The sequence below is a fragment of the Halorhodospira neutriphila genome, from assembly GCF_016584055.1.
GTDB classification, from domain to species: domain Bacteria; phylum Pseudomonadota; class Gammaproteobacteria; order Nitrococcales; family Halorhodospiraceae; genus Halorhodospira; species Halorhodospira neutriphila.
The window spans coordinates 1-25,484 of the sequence record NZ_NRSH01000016.1; the positions used below are offsets into that span (position 1 = coordinate 1).

At 73.0% G+C, this 25,484-nt stretch carries 18 protein-coding genes and 1 riboswitch; of the genes, 12 read left to right on the top strand and 6 right to left on the bottom strand.

Translation table 11 applies throughout. The features are described 5' to 3' along the window. Positions 1–207 precede the first annotated feature (207 nt). The gene (locus CKO13_RS02700) at positions 208–1,110 is read right to left on the bottom strand and encodes a methyltransferase domain-containing protein (RefSeq protein ID WP_200256551.1); all 903 of its coding nucleotides are present in this window, start codon (positions 1,108–1,110) and stop codon (positions 208–210) included. A gap of 82 nt (positions 1,111–1,192) precedes the next feature. Between CKO13_RS02700 and CKO13_RS02705 the strand changes: the two genes are divergently transcribed. The 4 genes from CKO13_RS02705 to CKO13_RS02720 all read left to right on the top strand — a co-directional run bounded on the left by CKO13_RS02705 (position 1,193) and on the right by CKO13_RS02720 (position 8,863). Beyond that, a complete protein-coding gene (locus tag CKO13_RS02705) occupies positions 1,193–1,951 on the top strand; it encodes a metallophosphoesterase (RefSeq protein ID WP_200256553.1) in 759 nt (252 codons plus the stop codon). A 38-nt stretch (positions 1,952–1,989) separates the two neighbouring features. Then, positions 1,990–2,227, top strand: a riboswitch (cobalamin riboswitch). A gap of 149 nt (positions 2,228–2,376) precedes the next feature. Continuing rightward, complete coding sequence (locus CKO13_RS02710; RefSeq protein ID WP_200256555.1) at positions 2,377–4,455, top strand: TonB-dependent receptor plug domain-containing protein; 2,079 nt, start codon at positions 2,377–2,379, stop codon at positions 4,453–4,455. A 222-nt stretch (positions 4,456–4,677) separates the two neighbouring features. Next, the gene (locus CKO13_RS12975; RefSeq protein WP_200256559.1) at positions 4,678–5,985 is read left to right on the top strand and encodes a diguanylate cyclase; all 1,308 of its coding nucleotides are present in this window, start codon (positions 4,678–4,680) and stop codon (positions 5,983–5,985) included. Positions 5,986–6,076: 91 nt separating this feature from the next. Beyond that, entirely contained in the window at positions 6,077–8,863 is a 2,787-nt protein-coding gene (locus tag CKO13_RS02720; RefSeq protein ID WP_200256560.1) for a sensor domain-containing protein, read from the top strand. Positions 8,864–8,867: 4 nt separating this feature from the next. On the opposite strand, the gene CKO13_RS02725 is transcribed toward CKO13_RS02720, so the two are convergent. Both CKO13_RS02725 and CKO13_RS02730 read right to left on the bottom strand, forming a co-directional pair. Then, positions 8,868–9,224: a DUF3392 family protein gene (locus CKO13_RS02725; RefSeq protein ID WP_242467853.1), complete on the bottom strand. Its 357-nt coding sequence runs from the start codon at positions 9,222–9,224 to the stop codon at positions 8,868–8,870. Positions 9,225–9,233: 9 nt separating this feature from the next. Then, entirely contained in the window at positions 9,234–13,097 is a 3,864-nt protein-coding gene (locus CKO13_RS02730) for a DUF3683 domain-containing protein (protein WP_200256563.1), read from the bottom strand. A gap of 92 nt (positions 13,098–13,189) precedes the next feature. Between CKO13_RS02730 and CKO13_RS02735 the strand changes: the two genes are divergently transcribed. After that, positions 13,190–15,880 carry an AMP-binding protein gene (locus tag CKO13_RS02735; protein ID WP_207132059.1) on the top strand — a complete coding sequence of 897 codons (2,691 nt, stop codon included), beginning with the start codon at positions 13,190–13,192 and terminating at the stop codon, positions 15,878–15,880. Between the two features lie 57 nt (positions 15,881–15,937). Here CKO13_RS02735 and CKO13_RS02740 read toward each other — a convergent pair whose 3' ends face one another. Continuing rightward, entirely contained in the window at positions 15,938–16,432 is a 495-nt protein-coding gene (locus CKO13_RS02740) for a C1orf50 family protein (protein ID WP_200256565.1), read from the bottom strand. A 63-nt stretch (positions 16,433–16,495) separates the two neighbouring features. After that, entirely contained in the window at positions 16,496–17,761 is a 1,266-nt protein-coding gene (locus CKO13_RS02745) for an adenosylhomocysteinase (RefSeq protein WP_200256566.1), read from the bottom strand. A 138-nt stretch (positions 17,762–17,899) separates the two neighbouring features. Here CKO13_RS02745 and prfB point away from each other — a divergent pair. Both prfB and lysS read left to right on the top strand, forming a co-directional pair. Continuing rightward, a protein-coding gene (prfB, locus tag CKO13_RS02750) for a peptide chain release factor 2 (protein WP_200256567.1) occupies positions 17,900–18,995 on the top strand; the annotation gives its coding sequence in 2 pieces (ribosomal slippage) (positions 17,900–17,971 and positions 17,973–18,995; 1,095 coding nt in all). Between the two features lie 39 nt (positions 18,996–19,034). After that, positions 19,035–20,528 (top strand): lysine--tRNA ligase, encoded by a 1,494-nt coding sequence (gene lysS, locus CKO13_RS02755; RefSeq protein WP_200256568.1) that lies wholly within the window; start codon positions 19,035–19,037, stop codon positions 20,526–20,528. 21 nt (positions 20,529–20,549) lie between these two features. Here the strand turns inward: lysS and ygfZ are convergent, their stop codons facing one another. After that, the gene (gene ygfZ, locus CKO13_RS02760) at positions 20,550–21,485 is read right to left on the bottom strand and encodes a CAF17-like 4Fe-4S cluster assembly/insertion protein YgfZ (RefSeq protein ID WP_200256569.1); all 936 of its coding nucleotides are present in this window, start codon (positions 21,483–21,485) and stop codon (positions 20,550–20,552) included. A 143-nt stretch (positions 21,486–21,628) separates the two neighbouring features. Here ygfZ and sdhC point away from each other — a divergent pair, with 143 nt between their 5' ends. The 5 genes from sdhC to CKO13_RS02785 are packed head-to-tail and all read left to right on the top strand — an operon-like array spanning position 21,629 to position 25,341. Further along, positions 21,629–22,036 (top strand): succinate dehydrogenase, cytochrome b556 subunit, encoded by a 408-nt coding sequence (sdhC, locus tag CKO13_RS02765; protein ID WP_200256570.1) that lies wholly within the window; start codon positions 21,629–21,631, stop codon positions 22,034–22,036. 2 nt (positions 22,037–22,038) lie between these two features. Beyond that, positions 22,039–22,422: a succinate dehydrogenase, hydrophobic membrane anchor protein gene (gene sdhD, locus CKO13_RS02770; RefSeq protein WP_200256571.1), complete on the top strand. Its 384-nt coding sequence runs from the start codon at positions 22,039–22,041 to the stop codon at positions 22,420–22,422. Positions 22,423–22,429: 7 nt separating this feature from the next. Continuing rightward, positions 22,430–24,220: a succinate dehydrogenase flavoprotein subunit gene (gene sdhA, locus CKO13_RS02775; protein WP_200256572.1), complete on the top strand. Its 1,791-nt coding sequence runs from the start codon at positions 22,430–22,432 to the stop codon at positions 24,218–24,220. Positions 24,221–24,239: 19 nt separating this feature from the next. Further along, the gene (locus CKO13_RS02780) at positions 24,240–25,022 is read left to right on the top strand and encodes a succinate dehydrogenase iron-sulfur subunit (RefSeq protein ID WP_200256573.1); all 783 of its coding nucleotides are present in this window, start codon (positions 24,240–24,242) and stop codon (positions 25,020–25,022) included. Between the two features lie 52 nt (positions 25,023–25,074). Next, entirely contained in the window at positions 25,075–25,341 is a 267-nt protein-coding gene (locus CKO13_RS02785) for an FAD assembly factor SdhE (protein ID WP_200256574.1), read from the top strand. The last annotated feature ends 143 nt before the right edge of the window (positions 25,342–25,484 follow it).

Below are 25,484 nucleotides of genomic sequence, written 5' to 3' on the forward strand. Positions count from 1 at the left end.
GCCGAGCATCGCAGCCCGAGCGGGGACGCCGAGCGGCGCCAGCCGCTCGGCGAGCGCGCGTTGTCCGAGCGAAGCGAGTTTAGCGCGCGGCCCCGCTCGGGTGAGAAGCGCAGGGGACCCGCAAGGGCGCGTTCGCAGGGCATGAGGAGGCCCACCGCCGCAGGGGCAGGACACTCCCCGGCGCCAAAAGAAGAAGGCGGAGCGCCCTCATCCCTGGGCGGGCAGCGGCTTGACGGCGCTGGCGAGCACGTAGTCGAGGCCGGCGTAGACGACCTCGGGGCTGAGGCGCAGGGTCAGCCGCGCCGCCCAGCGCGCCGCCGGGTGGAGGCGCAGCACGGCCTGCGGGTTGGCGGCGAGCCAGCGGTGCAGCGGCCCGTAGACGGCGTCGCGGATCGACTCGACCTCGACGTGCTCGAGCCCGGCGGCCGCCAGCTTGTCGTAGTAGGCCGCCCGGGGGTAGGCGTTCTCCTTCGGGATCAGGAACTTGCCGGCGACGAGCCGCCAGTCCAGGCGCTGCCACAGGCGCCGGAGCCGGCCGTCGGCGGGGGGCTGGGGGATGATGTCGGCGAGCACCAGGATCCCGCCCGGGCGCAGCACCCGCTGCGCCTCCCGGAAGAAGTCCTCGCGGCTGCGGAAGTGGAAGGCGCACTCCAGCGCCACGACCTTGTCGACGCTGGCGTCGGCGAGCGGCATCGCCGTGGCCGAGGCCTCGTGGAGCTCGATGCGCCCCTCGAGCCCCTGCTCGGCGACCCGCTGGCGGGCCGCGGCCACCTGGGAGGGCGTGATGTTCAGCCCGACGATCCGCTCGGGCCGGTAGGCCTGCGCCCACAGCAGGTCCTGCTCGGCGTAGCCGAAGCCGACGTCGAGGACGGTATCGCCGGGGCCCATGCGGGCCGTCTCGGCGACCAGGTGGGCGAGGGCGGCGCTGGCGGTGTCGAGGTCCTCGGCGCCGCGCCAGTAGCCGAGGTTCAGGTAGAGGCCGCGCTCGGTGAGGACGTCGTCGGCCATGAGGTCGTAGATCTCGGCGACCTCGCGGCGCCGGAAGGGGTTGAGGAGCCAGTCGATGTGGCCCCAGGCCTGGCGGGCGCGGCGGCTTTGCGGTGGGGGCATGGCGGTGGCTCTCCGGGGATGGCGGTGAGGGGGCTGCTCGTCTAGAGTAGCGCACAAGCCTTACCCCCTGCAGGCGAGCGCGGTGCGGCTCCTCCAGATTACCGACACCCATCTGCGCAGCGACCCGGCGTGGCGCCAGCACGGCGTCGAGCCGCGCCGCCGCTACGCCGCCGTGCTGGCCTACCTCCACGAGCACGCCGCCGGGATCGACGGGCTGCTCGTCACCGGCGATATCAGCCACGACGAGGGCGCCGTCTACGGCGGGGTCCGCGCCGATCTCGAGGCCCTCGGCCGGCCGGCGCTGGTCCTGCCGGGCAACCACGACGTCCCGGCGGCCTTCGCCGAGGCCTTCCCCGCGGCGGGCGCCGTGGCCTTCACCCGCGAGCGGAGGCTGGGCGGCTGGCGGCTGCTCGCCCTCGATACCCAGCTCCCCGGCGCCGTCCACGGCCGGGTCGGCGAGGCGCAGCTCGCCTGGCTCGCCCGGGCGCTCGAGGCGGCGCCGCGGACGCCCACCCTGGTCGTGCTCCACCACCAGCCCGCCCCCGTGGGCACGGCGTGGATCGACGCCTCCGGCCTGGCGGACGGCCCGGCGCTGTGCGCCCTGCTCGAGGGCCACCCCCAGGTCCGGGCGGCCGTCTTCGGCCACGTCCACCAGGCGGTGGACCGGCGCACGGCCGGCGGGCTGCGGCTGCTGGCGGCGCCGGCGACCTCGGTGCAGTTCCGGGCCGGATCGGCGCAGAAGGCCTTCGAGGCGGGGCCGCCCGGGGTGCGCTGGCTGGCGTGCGAGCCGCAGGGCGAGCTCGCCAGCTGGGTGGCGCGCCTCCCCCTCGAGCGGGCCTGACCGCTACTCCCCTGGCCTCTGCGGCGCCGGACTAGTAAGATCCGGCGCTTTCTGCAGGTGCTCTGCGGCCCGCCGGGCCGCGAGTTAAACGGGAAGCCGGTGAGCCGCCGAGGCGGCGAGTCCGGCGCTGCCCCCGCAACGGTGAGTGGGCGAGGGCGGATCCAGCGAGCCACTGCGGCGTGCCGTCGACCGGCGGGCGCCGTGGGAAGGCGGATCTGCCCGGGCCATCAGGGCCCTCCCACGAGCCCGGAGACCGGCCTGCAGGGACCCAGGCGCCGCGGGGCGCGGCGAGCCGGGCCGGGTGTGCTGCCTCCACGGCGAGGGTCCGCCTCGATTCCCGCCGCTCCGGCCTCCTCGCGCTCCTGCGCCCCGCGGCTGGTTCACGCCAGCAAGTACGTGCGCGGGCGGCGCACAAGGAGGACTCGATGGAGCACCGGAGCGCGATCACCCTTACCCTGGCGAGCAGCCTGCCCCTGCTCGCCCTGCCGGCCCCCGCCGGCGCCGCCGAGGCCGGCGCCGGCGCGGCGGAGCTCTCGGCGGTCACCGTGACCACCCCCACCCGCACCGAGCGGAGCGCGGCCCGCAGCCCGGCCAGCGTGGAGGTCATCGGCGGCGAGGAGCTCGAGCGCAGCGGCGCGACCATGCTCGACGAGGCGCTGCGCGAGCACTCGAGCGTGTTCATCGGCGCCGACGGCACATCGGCCTCCATCCGCGGGGCGGCGCTGCAGGATACCGTCTTCCTCATCGACGGCCGGCGCATCCGCGGCGCCTCCGGCGTCGGCTACGAGGTCAACCGGCTCCCCGTCAGCCAGGTCGAGCGGGTGGAGATCATCAAGGGGCCGGGGAGCCTGATGTACGGCTCGGACGCCCTCGGCGGCGTCATCAACATCGTCACCCACGCCCCGCAGCCGGGGCTGCAGGGGAGCGTGAGCCTGCAGACGGGGACGCAGCTCGACGACGACGGCGACCGCCACAACCTCGGCCTGCGCCTGAGCGGCGGGGGCGAGCGGACGCAGTTCAGCCTCTTCGCCGACGTCCTCGATCGCGACGCCTACACCGAGGAGGCCGTCGCCGAGCCGAGCGAGACCCCGGGCGACATCCAGCCGGCCTACCGCTTCGAGGCCGGCCACCGCGAGGCGGCCGAGGTCTACAACGTCGGCGCCACCCTGAGCCACTGGCTGACCGATCAGCTCAACCTCCGGCTCTCGGGCGGGGTCATGGACGAGACCCGCGAGCGGGACCTCATCCAGGACCGGGCGAAGGTCGAGGATGCCGACGGCGACAAGATCACGGGCTTCCCGGCCCGCCGCGTCGAGGAGAACGACCGGCTCGACCTGTCGGCGAGCGCGGAGTGGCTGGCCACCGAGGCCTGGCGGCTGCGCTACCGGGCCTACTACAGCGAGTACCACAAGGAGCGCTCGAACACCGTCCGCCCGTGGGCGGACTTCGGCTACGCCAGCGCCGGGGCGAGCGAGTTCGGCCCCCGGGAGGTGACCCTCGCCGACCGAACCCAGGAGCTCACCGGCTTCTGGACGCCGGGCCCGGCGCACACCCTGCAGCTCGGCCTCGAGCACCGCAATCGCCGCTACCAGGACCACGAGCCGGCGGGGGAGCCGAGCTACGACCAGTGGGTCGCCGGCGCCTTCGCCCAGCACGAGTGGCAGGCCGCCGAGCGCCTCGAGCTCGTCTACGGCGCCCGCTACGACGACTCCTCCGCCGGGGTCGACGAGACCTCCCTCAAGGGCGGCGCCGTCCTGCGCCTGGCCCCGCAGGCCCGGCTGAAGGCGCGGTACGCCGAGGGCTTCAAGGTCCCCGAGCCGCGGACCTACAAGACCGACACCCTCGATCCGCGCGGCCGGCTGACCCTCGGCGCCGACGTCGTCGACCGGGACGTCGGCAAGGAGGCCTTCGCCCTCGAGCCGGAGCGCAGCCGGACCTACGAGCTCGGCCTCAGCGGCGAGCTCCAGGCCCTGGCCGCCGGCCCGTCGCGCTACGCGCTCACCGCCTTCCGCTCGACGTTCGACGACCGCATCGAGAAGCAGGCGGTCAAGGACAGCAGCGGCAAGCTGCAGTATATTACCTGGCGCAACGTCGAGGACGCCCGGGTGGACGGCGTCGAGGCGAGCCTGACCCAGCCGCTGGCCAGCGCCTGGACCCTGGAGCTGGAGGCGACCTGGCTCGACGCCGTCAACCGCGAGACGGACCAGCAGCTGACCTACAGCCCCGAGCACACCGCGCTGGCGGCCCTCTCCTGGCGCCCCGGGCCGCGGTGGAGCGCGCGGCTGCGCGCCCGCCGGGTCGGCGAGCGCTACGAGGACGCGCAGAATACCGTCAAGCAGGCGGCCTACACCCTCGTCGGCCTCGACGTGCGCCTCGCCTCGCGGCGCTGGGAGGGGGTGACTTGGCACGCGGGGGTCGATAACCTCCTCGACGAGGAGAACGATACCTCGCTCTACGCCGATCCGGGGCGCTTCGCCCGGATCGGGGCGCGCTACCAGTTCTAGCGGTCCGGGACCTCATCAGTTCTACTACAATCTGTAGGTGTTATAATGCTTACCTTTTAGGCACCCGCCGGATACGAGCCTCTCCCTGCGCCCTACGGGGGTGACGGGTTCGCCTCCGGCTGGCTCTGCACCCCCGAGAAGCCCGCTCCCCACGGCTGCCACTCGCCCGGGCCTCGGGGGCGCTCCTGGATCTCGTGCACCAAGAGAGGGGCCGAAGAGGCCGTGTCCGACCGTTCCAAGCCAACCCGCCCGCTGAGCCGCCCGGATCCCGGCAGTGCCGAGGAGGCCGCGCTGCTCCGCCGGGTGCTCGGCAGCAGCGTCGTCGCGGTGCTGGTCCTCGACCGCTGCGGGCAGGCGGTCTACGCCAACGGCCAGGCCGTCGAGGAGCTCGGGATCGGCCCGGCCGGCGGGGTGCCGGCGGAGATCGCCGCCTTCCGCTGGATCGCCGTGACGGGCAAGGCGCTGCACGATGTCCGCTGCGCCCTGCCGGAGGCCGAGGACGGGACGCGGGTGCTCTCCATCAACGCCGAGCCGCTCACCGAGGACGGCGAGAGCGCCCCGCAGCGGGTGGTCCTCTCCATCAACGACATCACGGAGCAGTACAGCTACTACGAGCAGGCCCTGCGCGAGAGCGAGCAGCGGCTCGAGGAGGCGCAGCAGATCGCCCGCCTCGGCCACTGGTTCGCCTACCAGGAGCGGGAGAGCGGGCGGCAGCGGCTGTGGTGGTCGCCGGTGATCTACGACATCTTCGGGCGCGACCCGCAGCGCTTCGTCCCCTCCTTCCGCCGCTACCTCCGGTCGATCCACCCCGACGACCGGCCGATGCTGCGCGCCAGGCTCGCCAACGCCTCCCGCGAGGACGGCTACGAGGTCGAGCACCGCATTGTCCGGCCCGACGGCGGGGTGCGCTGGATCCGCGAGCGCGGCAAGCTCGAGCACGACGCCTCCGGGCGGCGCCGGCGGATGTTCGGCACGGTCCAGGACATCACCGAGCAGAAGGAGCTCCAGCGCGAGCTCGAGCGCCGCGCCTCCCACGACCCGCTCACCGAGCTCTACAACCGCGCCAAGCTCCAGCAGCTGCTCCACTCCGCCCAGGCCGCCTACCGGCGCCACGGGACGCCCTTCGCGATCGTCCTCTTCGACGTCGACCACTTCAAGGCGGTCAACGACCGCTGGGGCCACACCGCCGGGGACGCCGTGCTCTGGGAGCTGGCCCGCCGCATCTCCGGGGTGCTGCGGGAGACCGACGAGCTGGGCCGCTGGGGCGGCGAGGAGTTCCTGGCGCTGGCGAGCTACACCGACGAGGCCGGCGGCGCGGAGCTCGCCGAGCGGATCCGCCGCTCGGCGGCGGAGCGGCCCATCGGCCAGGTCGGCACGGTCACCGTCAGCCTCGGCGTCGCGGGCATCGAGCCCGGGGCCTCGCTGGAGACCCTCGAGCACCGCGCCGACCAGGCCCTCTACGCCGCGAAGGCCGCCGGCCGCAACCAGGTCTGCCGGTACGCGAGCCTCCCGGCGGGCGGCGGCCGCTAGGCCTCGCCGCGAGGTTCCCCTTGGTCCGGTAAGTCTTTACGCTAGAGCCCCACGTGCATCGGGTGCGGCATCCGGGCGGAGGACCAGCCGAATGACGAGCAGACCGTACGGCGCTCGCGGGGGCCATCAAGCCGCTGAGAAGGCGGAGGGGCGCTGCTGGGCGGCGGCCATCGACTGGAGCGCGGCGCTCGAGGCGATCCAGGACCCCATCTTCATCCACGACGCCGACCACCGGATCATCACGGCGAACCCCGCCTACTGCCAGCGGGCCGGCATGTCCCTGGAGGCCATCCGCGGCCGCCCCTACTGGGAGGTCTTCCCCCGGCGGCGGGGGCCGCTGCCGCGCTGCGGCCAGGTCCTCCGGGAGCGGCTCGCGGGCAGGCGCCTGCCCGAGGATGAGGCCGAGGCCGTCGAGGAGTTCGAGATCGACGGCGGCGAGACCTTCGTCTCGCGCTCCTTCGGCGTCAACGGCGCGGCCGGGGAGTACCGCTACTCGGTGCACATCCTCGAGGACGTCACCGAGCAGCGCCGGGCCGAGCACCAGCGCTCCCTGGCGGAGGCCAAGGTCCAGGCCCTCGCCGGCGCCGCCCAGGACGGCATGGTCATGACCGACGAGCAGGATCGCGTCGTCTTCTGCAACCCCGCCGCCGAGGCGCTCTTCGGCCTCGCCGCCGAGCAGCTCAACGGCCGCCTCTTCGACGAGGCCCTGCTGCCGGAGCGGCGCCTGCGCCGGATGGGCGCAGAGCAGGGCAGCGGCGATATCGAGGAGGCCCGGGCCCGCCACAGCGACGGCCGGCTAATCCCCGTGGAGATCTCCACGGCGGCGCTGACCCTCGAGGGGCGGCGCTACCAGGTCCGCGTCCTGCGCGATATCAGCGAGCGCAAGGCGGCGGCGCAGGCGCTGCGCGAGCGCGAGAACCAGCTCGACTACCTGCTCGCCAACACCACCGAGGGGATCCTCGTCGTCGACCCCCAGGGGACCATCGTCTACGCCAACGCCACCGCCGGCGAGCTCTTCAACCGCTCGCCCGGCGATCTGCTCGGCGGCTCCTTCGGCTTCCCGGTCACCGCCACCCACCCCCAGGAGATCGAGCTGCGGACCCCGGAGAAGGAGACGCGCACGGTGGAGATGCGCGTCCGGGAGGTCCACTGGGAGGGGGCCACGGCGCGGCTGCTCAACCTCCACGACATCACCGAGCGCAAGCGGGTGGAGATGGAGCTGCGCCGGGCGGCGATCGTCTTCGAGGAGGCCCACGAGGGGATCCTGATCACCGGCGCCGATGCGCAGATCGTCGCCGTCAACCGCGCCTTCACCGAGATCACCGGCTACAGCGAGGCGGAGATCCTCGGCCACAACCCGCGCGTGCTCAGCTCCGGCTACCACGACGCGAGCTTCTACGCGGCGATGTGGGAGGCCATCGAGCAGCGCGGCTACTGGAGCGGCGAGATCTGGAACCGGCGGCGCGACGGCACCGCCTTCGCCGCCCTGGTCACCATCCGCGAGGTCCGCGACGAGGCCGGCTACCGCACCCACTTTCTGGCGGTCTTCTCCGACATCTCGCGGGTCAAGGAGTACCAGCAGCAGCTCGAGCGGATGATGCACATGGACCCGCTCACCGGGCTGCCCAACCGCCTCCTCTTCCACGACCGGCTCGACCAGGCGCTGGTCTCGAGCCAGCGCGGCGGCCGCCCCCTGGCGGTGCTGTCGCTGGATATCAACGACTTCGGCACCATCAACGACAGCCTCGGCCACTCGGTGGGCGACCAGATCCTCGAGCTGCTCGGCGAGCGCCTGCAGGGGGCGATCGACGAGGAGGACACGGTCGCCCGGCTCGGCGGCGACGAGTTCGGCGTCCTGGCGCCGCAGCTGCAGAGCCTGGAGGACGCCGTCACCCTGGCCGAGCGCATCCTCGCCGGGACGGACGCCCCCTTCGTCGTCGAGGGCCAGGAGATCCCGGTCACCACGCGGATCGGCCTGAGCGTCTACCCGGACCAGGCGAGCACCGGCGCCGAGCTGATCCAGCAGGCGGATACGGCGATGTACCAGGCCAAGCGCGAGGGCATCACCTACCGCTTCTTCAGCGAGGAGCTCACCGAGCAGGCCCGCGAGCGGGTCCAGCTCGCCGCCGAGCTGCGCCAGGCCCTGGCCCAGGGGCAGATCGTGGCCCACTACCAGCCCCAGGTCGACCTGGCCAGCGGCCGCTGGCTGGGCCTCGAGGCCCTGGCGCGCTGGCACCACCCGGAGCACGGCTGGATCTCGCCGGGGCGCTTCATCCCGGTGGCCGAGCGCACGGGGCTCATCGTCCGCCTCGGCGAGTCGGTGCTCGAGCAGGCCTGCGCCCAGGCCCGCGCCTGGCTCGAGGACGGCTACGCGCTCGAGCGGATGGCGGTGAACATCGCCGCGCCGCAGCTCGGCGAGGCCGACTTCGTCGAGCGGGTCTGCGCCACGCTGGAGCGGACCGGCCTGGGGGCGGAGCACCTGGAGCTGGAGATCACCGAGAGCCTGCTGGTGGACCCCGACGAGGGCGCGGTCAGCAAGCTCCAGCGCCTGCGCGAGATCGGGATCACCGTCGCCATCGACGACTTCGGCACCGGCTACTCGGCGCTGAGCTACCTCAAGGACCTGCCCGTCGACCGGCTCAAGATCGACCGCTCCTTCGTCGACGGCCTCCCCGACGACCCCCACGTCAGCGCCATCAGCCGGGCGATCACGGCCCTCGGCAACAGCCTCGGCTTCGTCGTCATCGCCGAGGGCATCGAGACCGAGGCGCAGCACGCCGCGCTGCTCGAGGAGGGCTGCGACCAGGGGCAGGGCTTCCTCTTCGGCCGCCCCCTCGCCCCCGAGGCCACCGCCCGCCTCTGGCCGCCGCCGCGCTAGCCGCCTAGAGCTGGCCGCGGCGCTCGGCGAGCCAGCCGATGACCAGCAGGGCGGCGAGGAGGCCCACCCCCAGCCACCGCGTCTCGATGTAGAGCAGCGCCTCGGCGAGTAGCGGGGTGAGCAGTGCCGTGAGCATCCCGTAGCCGAAGGCGCACAGGAGCACGAAGCCGACGACCCGCACCAGCCACGGGTAGGGCCGGACGGTGCGGGCGAAGGCGCGGTTGATGCTGCTGCCGTAGATGACCAGCAGGGTGGCGACCAGGCCGAGGGCGATATCGTGGATATGCGCCTGCGTCCAGGCCCCCGAGCGCCAGAGCAGCTCGTTGGCCATCGCCATTGCGCCGCCGCCCTCGGCCGCCATAGCGCCCCCCTAGAGCAGGACCTTCTCGAGGCTGCCCTGGCGGGTGCGCTCGGCGAAGCGCTCCTGCCAGTCCTCGCCGAGCAGCCGCCGGGCCATCTCGACGACGATGTAGTCGGTCTCGATGCCGGTCTCCTCGCGGTAGCGGGACAGCCCCTGCAGGCAGGCGGGGCAGGAGGTGAGCATCCGGACGTCGCCCTCCTGGGCGCGCTCGGCGCCGGTGAGGGCGGTGACGCCCTTGTGGATCTCCTCCTCCTTGCGGTAGCGCACCTGCGAGGCGATATCCGGCCGGGCGACGGCGAACAGCCCGGCCTCGCCGCAGCAGCGGCCCGAGGGCTCGACGTCCTGGCCCATGAGCCGCGAGGCGGTGCTCGCCGGGCTGTAGGTCTTCATCGGCGAGTGGCACGGGTCGTGGTAGAGGTACGCCGTCTCCGCCGTGCCGTCGAGGGCGTAGCCCTTCTCGAGCAGGTACTCGTGGATGTCGAGCAGCCGGCAGCCGGGGAAGATCTGCTCGAAGTCGTACTCGAGGAGCTGGTTCATGCAGGTACCGCAGGAGACGACCACCGTCTGGATGTCGAGGTAGTTGAGGGTGTTGGCGACGCGGTGGAAGAGCACCCGGTTGGCGGTGCTGATCGCCTTGCCGCGCGCCTCGTCGCCCTCGGCGTGCTGCGGGTGGCCGCAGCACAGGTACCCCGGCGGCAGGACGGTCTGCACCCCGGCGTCGTGGAGCATGGCCAGGCTCGCCAGGCCGACCTGCCCGAAGAGGCGCTCGCAGCCGCAGCCGGGGAAGTAGAAGACCGCCTCGGTGTCGACGTCGGTGCGCTCCGGGTCGCGCACGATGGGCACGTGGTCCGGCTCCTCGGCGCCGATGACGGCGCGCATGCCCCGCTCGGGGACCTTGTCGCCGGGCATCGGCTTCTGCACCAGGTGCACGGCCTGCGCCGGGGCGCTCAGGCCGTTGGTGGTGTTCGCCGGCCGGCGCCTGGAGGGCAGGAGGCCGAGGCGGCGGCCGGCGAGGGAGGCCTGCTGCTGCGCGGCGAAGCCGAAGCGCGCCAGGCCGAGGCGCATGGCGTTGATCAGCCGGGCGTCGGTGGCGTTGAGGAAGGCCATGGAGAGCTTGGCCGGCAGCCGCGCCCGGCGCTGGCGGCGCTCCTTGAGGATGCGGCGCATGCGCACGGTGACGTCGCCGAAGTCGATGTTCACCGGGCACGGGCTGAGGCACTTGTGGCAGACCGTGCAGTGGTCGGCGATGTCGTTCATCTCGTCGAAGTGGCGCAGCGACAGCCCGCGGCGGGTCTGCTCCTCGTAGAGGAAGGCCTCGGTCATCAGCCCGGCGGCGAGGATCTTGTTGCGCGGCGAGTAGAGCAGGTTGGCCCGCGGGACGTGGGTCGAGCACACGGGCTTGCACTTGCCGCAGCGCAGGCAGTCCTTGATGTCGGTGTTCAGCGCCCCGAGCTCGCTCTCCTCGAGGATGATCGCCTCCTGCTCGACGAGCCGCAGCGAGGGCGTGTAGGCGTCCTCGAGCCCGGAGCCGGGCAGCAGCTTGCCGCGGTTGAACCGCCCCTCGGGGTCGACCCGCTCGTTGTATGCGGCGAAGCGCTCGACCTGCTCGGGGTCGAGGTACTGCATCTTGGTCAGGCCGACGCCGTGCTCGCCGGTGATCACCCCGCCGAGGGAGCCGGCGAGCTGCATGATCCGGTCCACGATGCCCTCGGCCTCGTGCATCATGGCGTAGTCGTTGGAGTTGACCGGGATGTTGGTGTGCACGTTGCCGTCGCCGGCGTGCATGTGCAGGCCGATGAACAGCCGGCTGCTCAGGACCCGGTCGTGGATCGCCGTGAACTGCTTGCGCACCGGCTGGAGGTCGCGGCCCTTGAAGGTCTCCTCGAGGGGGCGCTGTACCTCGTGGCGGTAGGAGATGCGCAGGCTGCGGCGCAGCAGCAGGTCGACGAGGCGGTCGCCCTCGCGCAGGTCGGCGCGGGCGGTGTCGTCGAGCAGCTCTTCGCACTCCGCCGCCGGGGCGTCGAAGGCGTCGAGGATCGCCTGCCAGCGGTCGCGGACGCGGCGCAGGTGGGAGGCGGCGCTCGCCTTCTTGTCGGCGAGGATCTGCTCGCCCTCGGCGCTGTCCTCGAAGTCCTTGACCTGCCGGACCTCGGGCATGGGGCCGTCGAGATAGGCGAGCAGCTCGTCGATCATCCCCAGCTTGTTGCGGATCGACTGCTCGATGTTGATCCGCTCGACGCCCTCGGTGTACTCGGCGAGGCGCTCGAGGGGGATGACCACGTCCTCGTTGATCTTGAAGGCGTTGGTGTGCGAGGCGATGGCCGCGGTGCGCGAGCGGTCGGCCCAGAAGCGCCGCCGCGCCTCGGCGGAGGCGGCGATAAAGCCCTCGCCGTTGCGCGTATTGGCCAGGCGCACCACGCGAGAGGCCGCCTCGGCGACGGCGTCGGCGTCGTCGCTGGCGAGGTCGGCGAGCAGCACCATCTTCGGCGTCTCGCTGCGGTTCGCCTTGGGGCTGTAGTCGACGGCCTGCAGGTAGCGCTCGTCGAGGTGCTCGAGCCCGGCGAGGGCCACCTGCTCATCGGCGAGCAGGTCGTCGCGGATCTCGGTGATCGCCGGCACCGCGGTGTGCAGGTCCGAGCCGTAGAACTCCAGGCAGACCGTGCGCAGGTGCTCGGGCATGCGGTGGAGGACCATCCGCGCCGAGGTGATCGCCCCGTCGCAGCCCTCCTTCTGGACGCCGGGCAGGCCGCCGAGGAACTTGTCGGTGACGTCCTTGCCCAGGCCCGTCTTGCGGAAGTCCGAGCCGGAGAAGGTGAGGATCTCGGGCTCGCCCTCGGGGGTCCGGCCGTCGGCGGCGTAGCGGGTGATCCGGAAGCGGACGGTCTCCTGCTCGTCGATCTTGCCGAGGTTGTGGTCGAGGCGCTCGACGTCGATCCACTTCGCCTCCGGGGTGATCATCCGGTAGGCGGCGATGTTGTCCAGGGTCGTGCCCCAGAGCACCGCCTTGGCGCCGCCGGCGTTCATGGCGATGTTGCCGCCGATGGTGGAGGCGTCCTGGGAGGTGGGGTCGATGGCGAAGGCCAGCCCCGCCGCCTCGGCGCGCTCCGAGATCCGCCGGGTCACGGCGCCGGCGCCGACGTGGACGGTGGGCACCGGGGCCTCGAGCCCCGGCAGCGCCGTGTGCTCGACCTCGGAGATGCCGTCGAGCTTCTCGGTGTTGAGCACCACGGAGTCGGCGTCGAGGGGCACGGCGCCGCCGGTGTAGCCGGTGCCGCCGCCGCGCGGGATGACCGTCAGCCCCTCCTCGATGCAGGCGGCGACCAGGGGGGCGATCTCCGCCTCGGTGTCGGGGGTGAGCACGAGGAAGGGCAGCTCCACGCGCCAGTCGGTGGCGTCCGTGGCGTGGGAGACCCGGGCGAAGCCGTCGAAGCAGATGTTGTCGCGCCGGGTGTGGCGGGCGAGGCGGCGGCGGATGCGGGCGCGGCGCTCGCGCGCCTGGCGGTACTGCTGCTCGAAGGTACTGACGGCGTCGCGCGCGCGCTCGGCGAGGCGCAGCGCCTTGTCGTTGCCGTCGGCGCGGGCGACGATCTGGTCGATGCGGTGGTGCATCGAGTCGACGAGGGCCCGCAGCCGCTTGGGGGTGTTGATCAGGTCATCCTGGATGTAAGGATTGCGCGTAACGACCCACAGATCGCCGAGGACCTCGAAGAGCATGCGCGCGGAGATGCCGGTGCGGCGCTCGCTGCGCAGCTCGTTGAGCAGCGCCCAGGTCTCTTCGCCGAGAAAGCGGGTGACGATCTCGTGGTCGGAGAAAGAGGTGTAGTTATAGGGAATCTCTCGGATTCGGGTAGGCTCTGCCGTATCAGCGACCATTCTCACTAGGCGGGTTGCGATCGGAGTCGCTTATCGTAACAGCCTTGGGGCGAGGACTCGACCGCGGGGAGGGAGGCAGCGTGACGAGACGAATGGAGACCCTGCAGGCCCTGATCGACGGCCTGGCGGAGGAGGAGGGCGACCGGGAGGCGGTCTGCGAGCTGACCCAGCACACCCTGGTGCGCTGGCGCTACCGCGAGCTCACCGGCGCCGCCCGGCGGCTCGGCGCCGGGCTGGCCGCCGCCGGCGTCGAGCGCGGCGAGCCGGTGGGGCTGCTCGCCCCGAACTCCGCCGAGTGGATCGTCGCCTGCCTGGCGATCCTCGAGGCCGGGGCGGTGGTCACCCCCTTCGATACCCAGATGCCCGCCGCCGAGCTGCGCCACGCCCTCGCCGACAGCGGCGTCCGCTACCTCTTCACCGCCGGCGAGGCGGCGCGCCGGCTCGACACCCTCGGGCTCGAGGAGCCCCCCGAGCCGATCCGCCTCGACGACGAGGGAGGCACCGAGGGCGGCTGGCAGGCCTGGTGCCGGGGCGGGGCCGAGCGCCCCCGGACGGTGGCCCCCGAGGAGACCGCCGCCCTGTTCTACACCTCGGGGACCACCGGCGAGCCCAAGGGGGTGCCGCTGACCCACGCCAACATCGCCGCCAACCTCACCGCGCTGCTCGGCCAGGAGCTCGCCTACGGCGACGACCGGATCCTCGTCCCGCTGCCGTGCCACCACGTCTACCCCTTCACCGTCGGCTTGCTGACCCCGCTCGCCCTCGGGGCGAGCATCGTTCTGCCGTACTCGGTGCTCGGCCCGCAGATCGTGCGCGCCCTGCGCGAGGGCGAGGCCACCATCCTCATCGGCGTCCCCCGGCTCTACGAGGCCCTCGACGGCGCCATCCGCGGCCGCCTCGCCGAGCGGGGGCGGCTCGCCGAGCGCGCCTTCGAGGCCCTGCTCGGGCTCTCCCGCGGCGCCCGGCAGCGCCTCGGGTGGCGGCTCGGGCCGTACCTCTTCCGGGGGCTGCACCAGCGCATGGCCCCCGCGATGCGGATGGTGGTCTCCGGCGGCGCCCCCCTGCCCCCGGAGCTGGCCGAGCGCCTGCGCGCCCTCGGCTGGGAGGTGGCCACCGGCTACGGGCTCACCGAGACCTCGCCGATCCTCACCTACAACCCGCCGGACCGGATCCGGGTCGACAGCGCCGGGCTCGCTTTGCCCGGCGTGGAGCTGCGCATCGACGCCGAGGGGGAGGGCGGCGCCGGCGAGCTCCTCGCCCGCGGGCCGAACGTCTTCGCCGGCTACCGCCACCTGCCCGAGAAGAGCGCCCGCGCCTTCACCGCCGACGGCTTCTACCGCACCGGCGACCTGGGCTGGATCGACGGCGACGGCTACCTCCACCTCGAGGGGCGGGCCTCGGAGATGATCGTCCTCGCTGGCGGCGAGAACATCGACCCGGAGCGGGTCGAGAAGGCCCTGACGGGCGCGGAGGCCATCCGCGACGCCGGCGTCCTGGCGCACGGCGGGCGCCTGGCGGCGGTGCTCCACCCGGAGCCCGAGGCGGTCCGCGGCCTCGACGAGGCGGCGGTGCGCCGGCGCCTCAACGAGGCCCTGCAGGCGTGCGGCGAGCGGCTGCCGAGCCACCACCGCATCAGCGACTACCGCGTCAGCCCCGAGCCCCTGCCGCGCACCCGCCTGGGCAAGATGCGCCGGCACAAGCTGCGCGAGCGCTACGAGCAGCTCGGCGCGGAGGGCGCCGCGCAGGCGGGCGGGGCCGCCGGGCCCATGGACGAGGAGGCCATGGCGGCGGAGGATCAGCAGCTGCTGCAGATCCCCGCCGCCCGGCGGGTCTGGGAGGCGCTGGCGGCGCGCTACGCCGACCGGCGGCTGACGCCGGATACCCACCTGCAGCTCGACCTGGGGATCGACTCCCTGGGCTGGATCGACCTGACCCTGGAGCTGCGCGAGCGCACCGCCGTGGCCCTGGACGAGGACGCCATCAGCCGGATCGAGTCGGTGCGCGACCTGCTGCGCGAGGCCGCCGAGTCCCAGGAGGCGCGGGGCGAGGCGCGGGCCCTGCTCGAGGAGCTGCGCGAGCCGGAGCAGCTGCTCAACGAGGCGCAGCTGCGCTGGCTGGCCCCGCGCCCCCGGGCCGCCCGCGCCCTGGGCGGGTGCCTCTACGCCACCAACTGGGCGATCCTGCACGGCTACTGCCGGCTGGCGGTGGAGCGCTCCGGGGGGCGGCTGCCCGAGGGGCCGGTGGTCTTCATCCCCAACCACCGCAGCGCCCTCGACGCCCCGGCGCTCGGGGCCGCGCTCCCCCTCTCGCGGCTGGCGCGGACCTTCTGGGCCGGCTTCACGGGGCTGCTCTTCAGCAACCGGCTCGTGCGCTGGTTCAGCCGGGCCTCGCGGGTGCTGCCCATCGACCCCTACACCGGGCCGCGCACCAGCCTCGCCTTCGGCGCGGCGGCGCTGGCACGCGGCGAGAGCCTGGTCTGGTTCCCCGAGGGGCAGCGCTCGAACGCGCCCCGGATACAGCCCTTCCACTCCGGGATCGGGCTGCTCCTCCAGGCCCACCCCACGCCGGCGGTGCCGGTGCACATCGCCGGGACCGAGCGCGCCCTGCCCATCGGCCGGCGCTTCCCGCCCTGGCGGGCGAGGCTGCGCGTGCGCTTCGGCGAGGCCGTCGACCCGCAGGCGCTGCTCGCCGAGGGCCGCGGCGAGACGGCCGAGGAGCGGATCGCGGACGCCCTGCAGCGGCGTGTCGCCGCCCTCGGGGGCGCGGAGGAGGAGCAGGCCTGAGCCGAGGGCCCGGGGGCGCCGCGGCGCCCCCGCCGGCCGAGGGCCGGCGTGCCGCGGCTACTCCTGGCCGCGGTAGTCGGCGATCAGCTGGCGGACCATCTCGCGGGTCTCGTCGGGCTGATCGACCTGCTCGAGGGGGGTCCAGGAGTAGTCGGCCTCGAGCCGGTAGGAGCCCTTGTAGGCGTGGGGCGGGCCCTCCCGCCAGTCCTCCGGGGCGAGCATGGAGAAGTAGAGCCCGCCGCCGTCGTCCTCGTAGAGGTGGTAGACATGCCCCGGGCGGCGCTGGAAGCTGCAGCGCGCCCGGTGGAGGTCCATGTCCCGCTGGCTCTCCTCGAGGACCTCGCGGGCCTGCTCCTGCAGCGCCCGAATCTGGTCGGCGATCGCCGTGAGCTTGGCGCTCGTGCGGTTGCCGATGGCCTGGTCGGCGTCCTGGATCTCGCGGGCGGTATCCACGAGGTCGATGGGCGCCGCCAGCCGGCTGACCGGATACGGCGAGCTGTGATCCGGGCCCTCGTGGCGCTCGGGGTTGTTGTCTCGCTTCAGGTTCGACATCGTGCAGTACCCTACGATCTTCTTCGCCGATCGACAACCCGCGCGCCGGGACAACGGGCGCGCCTAGCGCGCCAGGATCTCCTCGGCCCGCCAGGCGTGGCGGAAGCGCTGCTGCGCCTCGGTCAGCCGGTCCGTGGCCACGCCGAGGGTCTCGAGCTTGAGCTCGGCGGTCCGCCGGTCGACCTCATCGGGCACGGCGTGGACCCCGGCGGCGAGCGCCTCGTGGTGCTCGAGCAGGTGCAGCGCCGCCATGAACTGCACGCCGAAGGTCTGGTCCATGACCTCCGCCGGGTGCCCCATGGCCGTAGGCGCGGCGAGGTTGACCAGCCGGCCCTCGCAGACGAGGTGGAGGGTGCGGCCGTCGGCGAGCTCGAAGGCCTCCACCCCCTCGCGGGCCTGGCGGCGCTCGACGGCGAGCCCGGCGAGGTCGTCGGCGCTGATCTCGACGTTGAAGTGCCCGGCGTTGGCGAGCACCGCGCCGTCGCGCATGCGCTCGAAGTGCTCGCGGCGGATGACGTCGCGGCTGCCCGTGGCGGTGATAAAGAGCTCGCCGATCTCGGCGGCCTCCGCCATGGGGCGCACGGCGAAGCCGTTCATGTGGGCGCGCAGGGCCCGGCGCGGCTCGACCTCCGTGACCGTCACCTGGGCGCCCCAGGCGCGCGCCTTGTGGGCGAGCCCCACCCCGCAGTCGCCGTAGCCGGCGACGACCACCTGCTTGCCGGCGAGCAGCAGGTTGGTGGTCAGCATCAGGTTGGTCAGCGCCGACTCGCCGGTGCCGTGGATGTTGTCGAACTCGTGCTTCATGGGGGTGTGGTTGACGGCGTACGCCGGGAAGCGCAGGGCGCCGTCGCCGAGCATGGCCTGGATACGCTGGACGCCGGTGGTGGTCTGCTCGCAGACCCCGCGCAGCCCCGGCAGCAGCTCGGGGCGCCGGTGGACGAGCCGGGCGGTGAGCTCGGCGGCGTCGTCGAGGATCAGCGCCGGGGCGTGGTCGAGCGCCAGGAGGTGGAGCGCCTCGAGCTCCGCCTCGCTGACGCCGCGGCGGGCGTAGCCGCAGATCCCGGGCTGCTCGTTGAGCGCGGCGACCACGTCGTCCTGGCTCGAGCCCGGCTCGCTGCCCGTGAAGACGACCTCGGCGCCGGCGGCGGCGAGGGTCTCGAGCAGCACGCCGGTCTTGGCCTCGATGTGCGAGCAGACCGCCACGCAGAGGCCCTCGAGGGGCCGGCGGGGGGCGTAGCGCTCGCGCAGCGCGGCGTGCACCGGCATATGCTCGCGGGCCCAGGCGAGCCGCTGGCGGCCGGCGGCCGGGTCACCGGAAGGGGTGCTCATGGGTGGCTCCTCTCGACGCGTTGGAGCCCTCCAGTCTGCCGGCAAGGATGCCTCCTGCCTAGCGGATGTAGTAGCATGCCGCCGTTTGACGGCCACCCCGGCGGGGTCTGGCGGCACAGCACCCGTTGGGAGGATCCGATGGAGATCAATCCGCTGATCGAGAAGATCGAGGACCTGCAAGGGCGCTTCGAAGCCCTGAGGGGGTATCTTTGACGAAGCCGGCAAGCGCGAGCGGCTCGAGGAGGTCGAGCGCGAGCTCGAGCGCCCCGAGGTCTGGTCGGAGCCGGAGCGCGCCCAGGCGCTGAGCCGCGAGCGCGCCCAGCTGCAGTCGACCCTGGGCACGCTGGAGCGCATCGCCGGCGGGATCGACGACGCCCCCGAGATGATCGAGATGGCCCGGGAGGAGGGCGACGAGGCGACCCTCGAGGCGGTCGCCGCCGACGTCGAGCGGGCCCGCTCGGAGATCGAGACCCTGGAGTTCCAGCGCATGTTCTCCGGGGAGATGGACGCGAACAACGCCTTCCTCGAGATCCAGGCCGGCTCCGGGGGCACGGAGGCGCAGGACTGGGCCGAGATGCTGCTGCGCATGTACCTGCGCTGGGCCGAGAGCCGCGGCCTCGAGACCGAGGTCCTCGACTCCACGCCGGGCCAGGAGGCGGGGCTCAAGGGGGTGACCGTCAAGGTCTCCGGCGAGTACGCCTTCGGCTGGCTGCGCACCGAGACGGGCGTCCACCGCCTGGTGCGCAAGTCGCCCTTCGACTCCGGCAACCGCCGGCATACCTCCTTCGCGGCGGTCTTCGTCTCCCCGGAGATCGACGACGACGTCGAGGTGGAGATCGACCCCTCGGACCTGCGTGTCGACGTCTTCCGGGCCTCGGGCGCCGGTGGCCAGCACGTCAACACCACCGAGTCGGCCGTGCGCATCACCCACCAGCCGACGGGCATCGTGGTGCAGTCGCAGAACAGCCGCTCGCAGCACGCGAACCGCGCCACGGCGATGGGCCAGCTGCGCGCCAAGCTCTACGAGCTGGAGATGCAGCGCCGCCGCGCCGAGGCCGAGGCGCAGGAGGAGAGCAAGGCCGATATCGGCTGGGGCAGCCAGATCCGCTCCTACGTCCTGGACAGCTCCCGGATCAAGGACCTGCGCACCGGCGTCGAGATCGGCAACACCCAGGCCGTGCTCGACGGCCACCTCGACCCCTTCATCCAGGCCAGCCTCAAGGCCGGCGTCTAGCCCCCTTGCCACGAGACGACGACGGGAGACCCACCGCGGATGTCCGACGAGACCGACGAGAATAAGCTCATCGCCCGCCGCCGCGAGAAGCTCGCCGGCCTGCGCGAGGCGGACGCCCCGGCGTTCCCCAACGACTTCCGCCGCGACACCCTCGCCGCCACGATCCACGAGCGCTACGGCGGGATGGCGGACGAGGCGCTGGAGGCGGCCGGGGCGCGGGTGTGCATCGCCGGGCGGATGATGACCCGGCGGGTGATGGGCAAGGCGAGCTTCGCCCACCTCCAGGACCGCAGCGGCCAGATCCAGCTCCACGTCCGCCGCGACGATCTCGGCGAGGCGGCCTACCGGGCGTTCAAGGAGTGGGATCTCGGCGATATCGTCGGCGCCTGCGGCACGCTCTTCCGCACGCGCAAGGGCGAGCTGTCGGTGCAGTGCGATACGCTGCGGCTGCTGACCAAGTCCCTGCGCCCCCTGCCGGAGAAGTGGCACGGGCTGACCGACCCGGAGACGCGCTACCGCCAGCGCTACCTGGACCTGATCGTCAACGAGGAGAGCCGCCGCGTCTTCACCCTGCGCACGCGCCTGCTCTCGGCCCTGCGCCGCTACTTCGACGAGGCGGGGTTCATGGAGGTGGAGACGCCGATGATGCAGCCCATCCCGGGCGGCGCGGCGGCGCGGCCGTTCGTGACCCACCACAATGCGCTCGGCCGGGACCTCTACCTGCGCATCGCCCCGGAGCTCTACCTCAAGCGTCTTGTCGTCGGCGGCCTCGAGCGCGTCTACGAGATCAACCGCAGCTTCCGCAACGAGGGCATCTCAACCCGGCACAACCCGGAGTTCACGATGCTCGAGTTCTACCAGGCCTACGCCGACTACCGGGATCTGATGGCGCTGACCGAGTCGCTGCTGCGCCACCTCACGCAGGAGGTGCTCGGCACCGGGCAGGTGCACTGGCAGGGCTCGACCTACGACTTCGCCTCGCCCTTCGAGCGCCTCTCCCTGAACGAGGCGATCCTGCGCTACAACCCGGACCTGGCGGCCGCCGACCTGGCGGAGCGCGAGCGGGCGGCCGAGGCGGCCCGGGTGCGGGGAATCGAGGTGGGCGCCGGCGACGGGCTCGGCAAGATCCTGCTCGCCCTGTTCGAGGAGACCGCCGAGGCGCAGCTCCACGGGCCGGTCTTCATCACCGACTACCCGCGGGAGGTCTCGCCGCTGGCCCGCCCCCGGGACGACGCGCCGTTCTTCACCGAGCGCTTCGAGCTCATCGTCGGCGGCCGCGAGATCGCCAACGGCTTCTCCGAGCTCAACGACCCCGAGGACCAGGCGGCGCGCTTCCGCGAGCAGGCCCAGGAGCGCAGCGACGGGGACGACGAGGCGATGCACTACGACGCGGACTTCATCCGCGCCCTGGAGTACGGCCTGCCGCCCACCGCGGGGGAGGGCATCGGCATCGACCGGCTGGTCATGCTCCTCGCCGACTGCGACTCCATCCGCGACGTCCTGCTCTTCCCGGCCATGCGCCCGGAGTCGTAGCGAGGCGGCCGGCGGCGGCGATCAGCCCTCGTCGAGCACCGGCTCGACGCCGGCCAGCTCACCGCCCTCGGTCCAGAGCCGCGCCGCTGCCGCCTCCGGGCGCAGCGAGGCGAGGGCGGCGAAGCCGCCCCCGCGGTCCGGGGCCGCAGTGACGATCGCCCCGGCCCGCTCCTGCTCCTCGTCGCGGACGGGGGCGCCGGGCTCCGGCGGCCGGCCCGCGCCGGCGGCGCGGTAGAGGCGCTGCTTGACCCGGCCGCGGTAGTGGGTGCGGGCGATGACCTCCTGGCCGGGGAAGCACCCCTTGCTGAAGCTGACCCCGCCGAGCAGGTCGAGGCTGATCCCCTGCGGGAGGAACTGCTCCCGCCCACCGGCCCGCACCTCGGGGATGCCGGCGGCGATCTCCGCCAGGCGCCAGGCCTCGGGGCCGGCCTCCGGCAGCGCGGCCCGGATCTCGGCGAGGGCGTCGGCCAGCGCCGCCGCCGCGCCGAGGAGCCAGTAGCGCTCCGGCGCGTGGGGCAGGCGCACGAGCAGCGCCTCCCCGCAGGGGGCGGTGCCGCCCGGCTCGGCGGGCAGGGCGCCGCGGGCGGCGAGCCGGGCGCGCGCCTTGTCCCCGGCAGCCTGCGCCAGCTGGGCGTCATCAGGCCCCTCGGTGACCTCGACCCGGGAGCGCAGCACGTAGCGGCGCAGGCGCTGGGCCGTGTCGGTAAGCCCGTCGGCGGGGAGGATCAGCCGGTAGCCGTCGCCCCAGGGCACCACCCGGGCGAGGGCGGCCAGCCGGCCCTGGGGGGTGCACAGCCCGGCCAGGGCCGTCCGCGGGGCGCCGGGCGGCGGGATATCCGCGGTCAGGATCCGCTGCAGGAAGTCGTGGGCCTCGGCGCCGGCCACCGCGAGGATGCCGTACCCGGAGCCGTCCCCCCACGCCTCGAGCGGCCGCTGGGGCAGGGGATCGTCTACCATTTTCCAAGCGTACCACTCCCTCAAGGGGTGTGGCTTGCATTCGCCCCGGCGAGGCTATAGCTTATCCGACCGTTTCCTACTCTTTATTGTGCGCTGCAGCCCTCGGCCCCGCAGCGGATCCCTTTGCGCGGAGGGAGCTAGCCATGCAGAGCTCGAATCGCCCGCTCTCACCCCACCTGACGATCTACCGGCCGCAGATGACCTCGCTGCTGTCCATCGCCCACCGCGGCAGCGGCGTCTTCCTCGCCGTGGCAGCGGTGCTGCTGGTCGTGTGGCTGACGGCGCTCGCCGCCGGGCCGCAGGCCTTCGCGACGGTGCAGGGGCTGCTCGGCAGCTGGCTCGGCCTCGCGGTGCTCGCGGTCATCACCCTGGCGCTGACCTACCACTTCTGCAACGGCATCCGCCACCTCGTCTGGGACACCGGGCGGGCGCTGGAGCTGCCCGCCGTCTACCGCGGCGGCTGGCTGGTGATCATCGGCACGCCGGTGCTCGCGGCGGTAATCTGGGGGCTGGGGGTGCTCGGCTACTTCGGCTACCTGGGGGGAGCGTAACCATGCGCAGCTACGAGACGGCGGTCTCACGGGCCCACGGGCGGGGGTCGACGAAGAACGGCTTCAGCCACTGGTGGCGGCAGCGGATCACCTCGGTGCTGCTGGTGCCGCTGCTGGCCTGGCTGGCCGGCGGCCTGGCCCTGCAGGCCGGGGCGGACCTCGAGAGCGCCCGCGCCTGGGTGGCCTTCCCCCTGAACGCCACGCTGCTGATCGTCGCCCTGGCCGTGCTCTTCTACCACGCCGCCCTGGGCGTGCAGGTGGTGATCGAGGACTACGTCCACCTCGAGGGGCTGAAGGTGGCGAGCCTCATGCTCCTCTACCTCGTCTGCTTCGCCCTGGTGGTCGCGGGCAGCCTCGCGGTCGTTCGTATTGCTTTGGGGGGCTAAAGGGCCAATGACAGATTCAATCAAGACGGTGGAGCACACCTACGACGTCGTCGTCGTCGGCGCCGGCGGCGCCGGCCTGCGCGCCACCTTCGGCATGGCGCAGCAGGGGCTGAACACCGCCTGCGTGACCAAGGTCTTCCCGACCCGCAGCCACACCGTCGCCGCCCAGGGCGGCGTCTCGGCCGCGCTCGGCAACATGGGCGAGGACGACTGGCGCTGGCACATGTACGACACCATCAAGGGCTCCGACTGGCTCGGCGACCAGGACGCCATCGAGTACATGTGCCGCGAGGCGGTCCCGGCGATCGTCGAGCTCGAGCACTACGGCGTGCCCTTCTCGCGCACGGAGGAGGGCACGATCTACCAGCGCCCCTTCGGCGGCATGACCACCCACTACGGCAAGGGCACCGCGCAGCGCACCTGCGCCGCCGCCGACCGGACGGGGCACGCCATCCTCCACACCCTCTACCAGCAGGCCCTCAAGCACGAGGCGGAGTTCTACATCGAGCACTTCGCCATCGACCTGATCATGGACGGCGGCACCTGCCGGGGCGTGGTGACCCTCGACCTGGAGACGGGCACGGTCCACATCTTCCGCGCCCACCAGGTGGTCCTCGCCACCGGCGGCTACGGCCGGACCTACGCCTCCTGCACCTCGGCGCACACCTGCACCGGCGACGGCAACGGCATGGTCCTGCGCGCCGGGCTGCCGCTCCAGGACATGGAGTTCGTGCAGTTCCACCCCACGGGGATCTACGGCGCCGGCTGCCTGATCACCGAGGGGGTGCGCGGCGAGGGCGGCTACCTGACCAACGCCCAGGGCGAGCGGTTCATGGACCGCTACGCCCCCACCGCCCGCGACCTCGCCTCGCGCGACGTGGTCTCCCGGGCCATGACGGTGGAGATCCGCGAGGGCCGCGGCGTCGGCGAGCAGGGCGACCACATCCACCTCCACCTCGAGCACCTCGGCGCCGACGTCATCCGCGAGCGCCTGCCCGGCATCGCCGAGACGGCGAGGATCTTCTCCGGCGTCGACGTCAGCCAGGACCCCATCCCGGTGCTGCCGACCGTGCACTACAACATGGGCGGCATCCCCACCAACCACCGCGGCGAGGTCGTCCACCGCCGCGGCGACGACCCCGAGGCCGTCGTGCCGGGGCTGATGGCCATCGGCGAGGCGGCCTGCGTGTCGGTCCACGGCGCCAACCGCCTCGGCTCCAACTCCCTGCTCGACCTCGTCGTCTTCGGCCGGGCGGCGGCGCACCGCGCCGCGGAGGTGGTCGGCGGCCGCGGCAAGCCGCACTCGCCGCTGCCGGAGGGCGCCGTGGATCCGGCGCTACAGCGCCTCGAGCGGCTGCGCACCGCCCAGGGCAGCCGCACCACGGCGCAGATCCGCGGGCAGATGCAGCAGACGATGCAGCAGTACGCGGCGGTCTTCCGGACCGGCGAGGTCCTCGAGCAGGGCGCCCGCATGATGGGCGAGGTGCTGCGCTCCTTCGAGGACGTGGCCGTGACCGACCGCTCGCTGATCTGGAACTCCGATCTCGTCGAGACGCTGGAGCTGGAGAACCTGCTCGGCTGCGCGGTGACCACCATCGAGTCGGCGCGCAACCGCCTGGAGAGCCGCGGCGGCCACGCCCGCGAGGACTACAGCGAGCGCGACGACGAGCAGTGGCTCAAGCACACGCTGGCGACGATGCGCCCGAGCGGCGCCGTCGAGATCGACTACCGGCCGGTGCACCTCCAGACGCTGACCGGCGAGGTGGAGCCGATCCCGCCCAAGGCCCGGGTCTACTGAGTATCCGAGGGAGAAGACCATGGCAGAGTTCAGACTTCCCGCCAACTCCCGGATTCGGGAGGGCCTGACCTACGACGCCTCGACCGGCGACGGGCCGACGCGGCGCTTCCGGATCTACCGCTACGACCCGGACGGCGGCGCGAATCCGCGGATGGACACCTACATCATCGACGCCGCCAATGCCGGGCAGATGGTCCTCGACGCCCTGCTCAAGCTCAAGGACGAGGTCGACCCGACGCTGACCTTCCGGCGCTCCTGCCGCGAGGGGGTCTGCGGCTCCTGCGCGATGAACATCAACGGGGTCAACACGCTGGCCTGCACCCAGCCGCTGGAGGAGATCTCCGGCGACGTGAAGGTCTACCCCCTGCCGCACCTGGAGGTCATCAAGGACCTGGTCCCCGACCTCAACCACTTCTACGCCCAGTACGCCGCCATCGAGCCGTGGATCCAGACGCGGACGCCGACGCCGCCGGACCGCGAGCGGCTGCAGTCGAAGGAGGAGCGCGCCGAGCTCGACGGGCTCTACGAGTGCATCCTCTGCGCCTGCTGCTCGACGGCGTGCCCGAGCTACTGGTGGAATGGTGACCGCTACCTCGGCCCGGCGGCGCTGCTCCAGGCCTACCGCTGGATCGCCGATAGCCGCGACGAGGCCACCGGCGAGCGGCTCGACGCCCTGGACGACGCCTACCGCCTCCACCGCTGCCATACGATCCTGAACTGCACGGCGACGTGCCCGAAGGGGCTCAACCCGGGGCTGGCCATCGCCAAGATCAAGCGGATGATCGCCGAGCGCGAGCTCTAGCGCCGCGGGATAGCCCATAGCTCTAAGGGAAGAGAGCTGCACTGCAATGAGGATGAGCGAGGCCACGACTACCGCCAAGCGCCTGCGCTGGCACTGCCGCCGGGGGACGAAGGAGCTCGACGTCCTCCTCGAGCGCTTCCTCGACAGCGGCTACCCGGCGCTCGGCGCCGAGGGGCGGGCCGCCTTCGAGCGCCTGCTCGAGCAGGAAGACCACCGCCTGCAGGCGTGGCTCCTCGGCGAGGCGCGGCCCACGGACGACGGGGAGCTGCTCTGGATTGTCGAGCGCGTCCGGGGCGATCAGCTTCCGCCCCCCGGGTGACGGGGGCGCCGGGGCCGCCGCCCTCGGCGCCGCGGTGCTGGCGGCGCTGCTGGCGCCGGCGCTCGAGCTGCCGCCCTGGGGCCGGATCGCCTGGGCGGCCGGCTGCCTGATCGCCGCGGCCCCGGCGCTCGCCAACCGCCGCC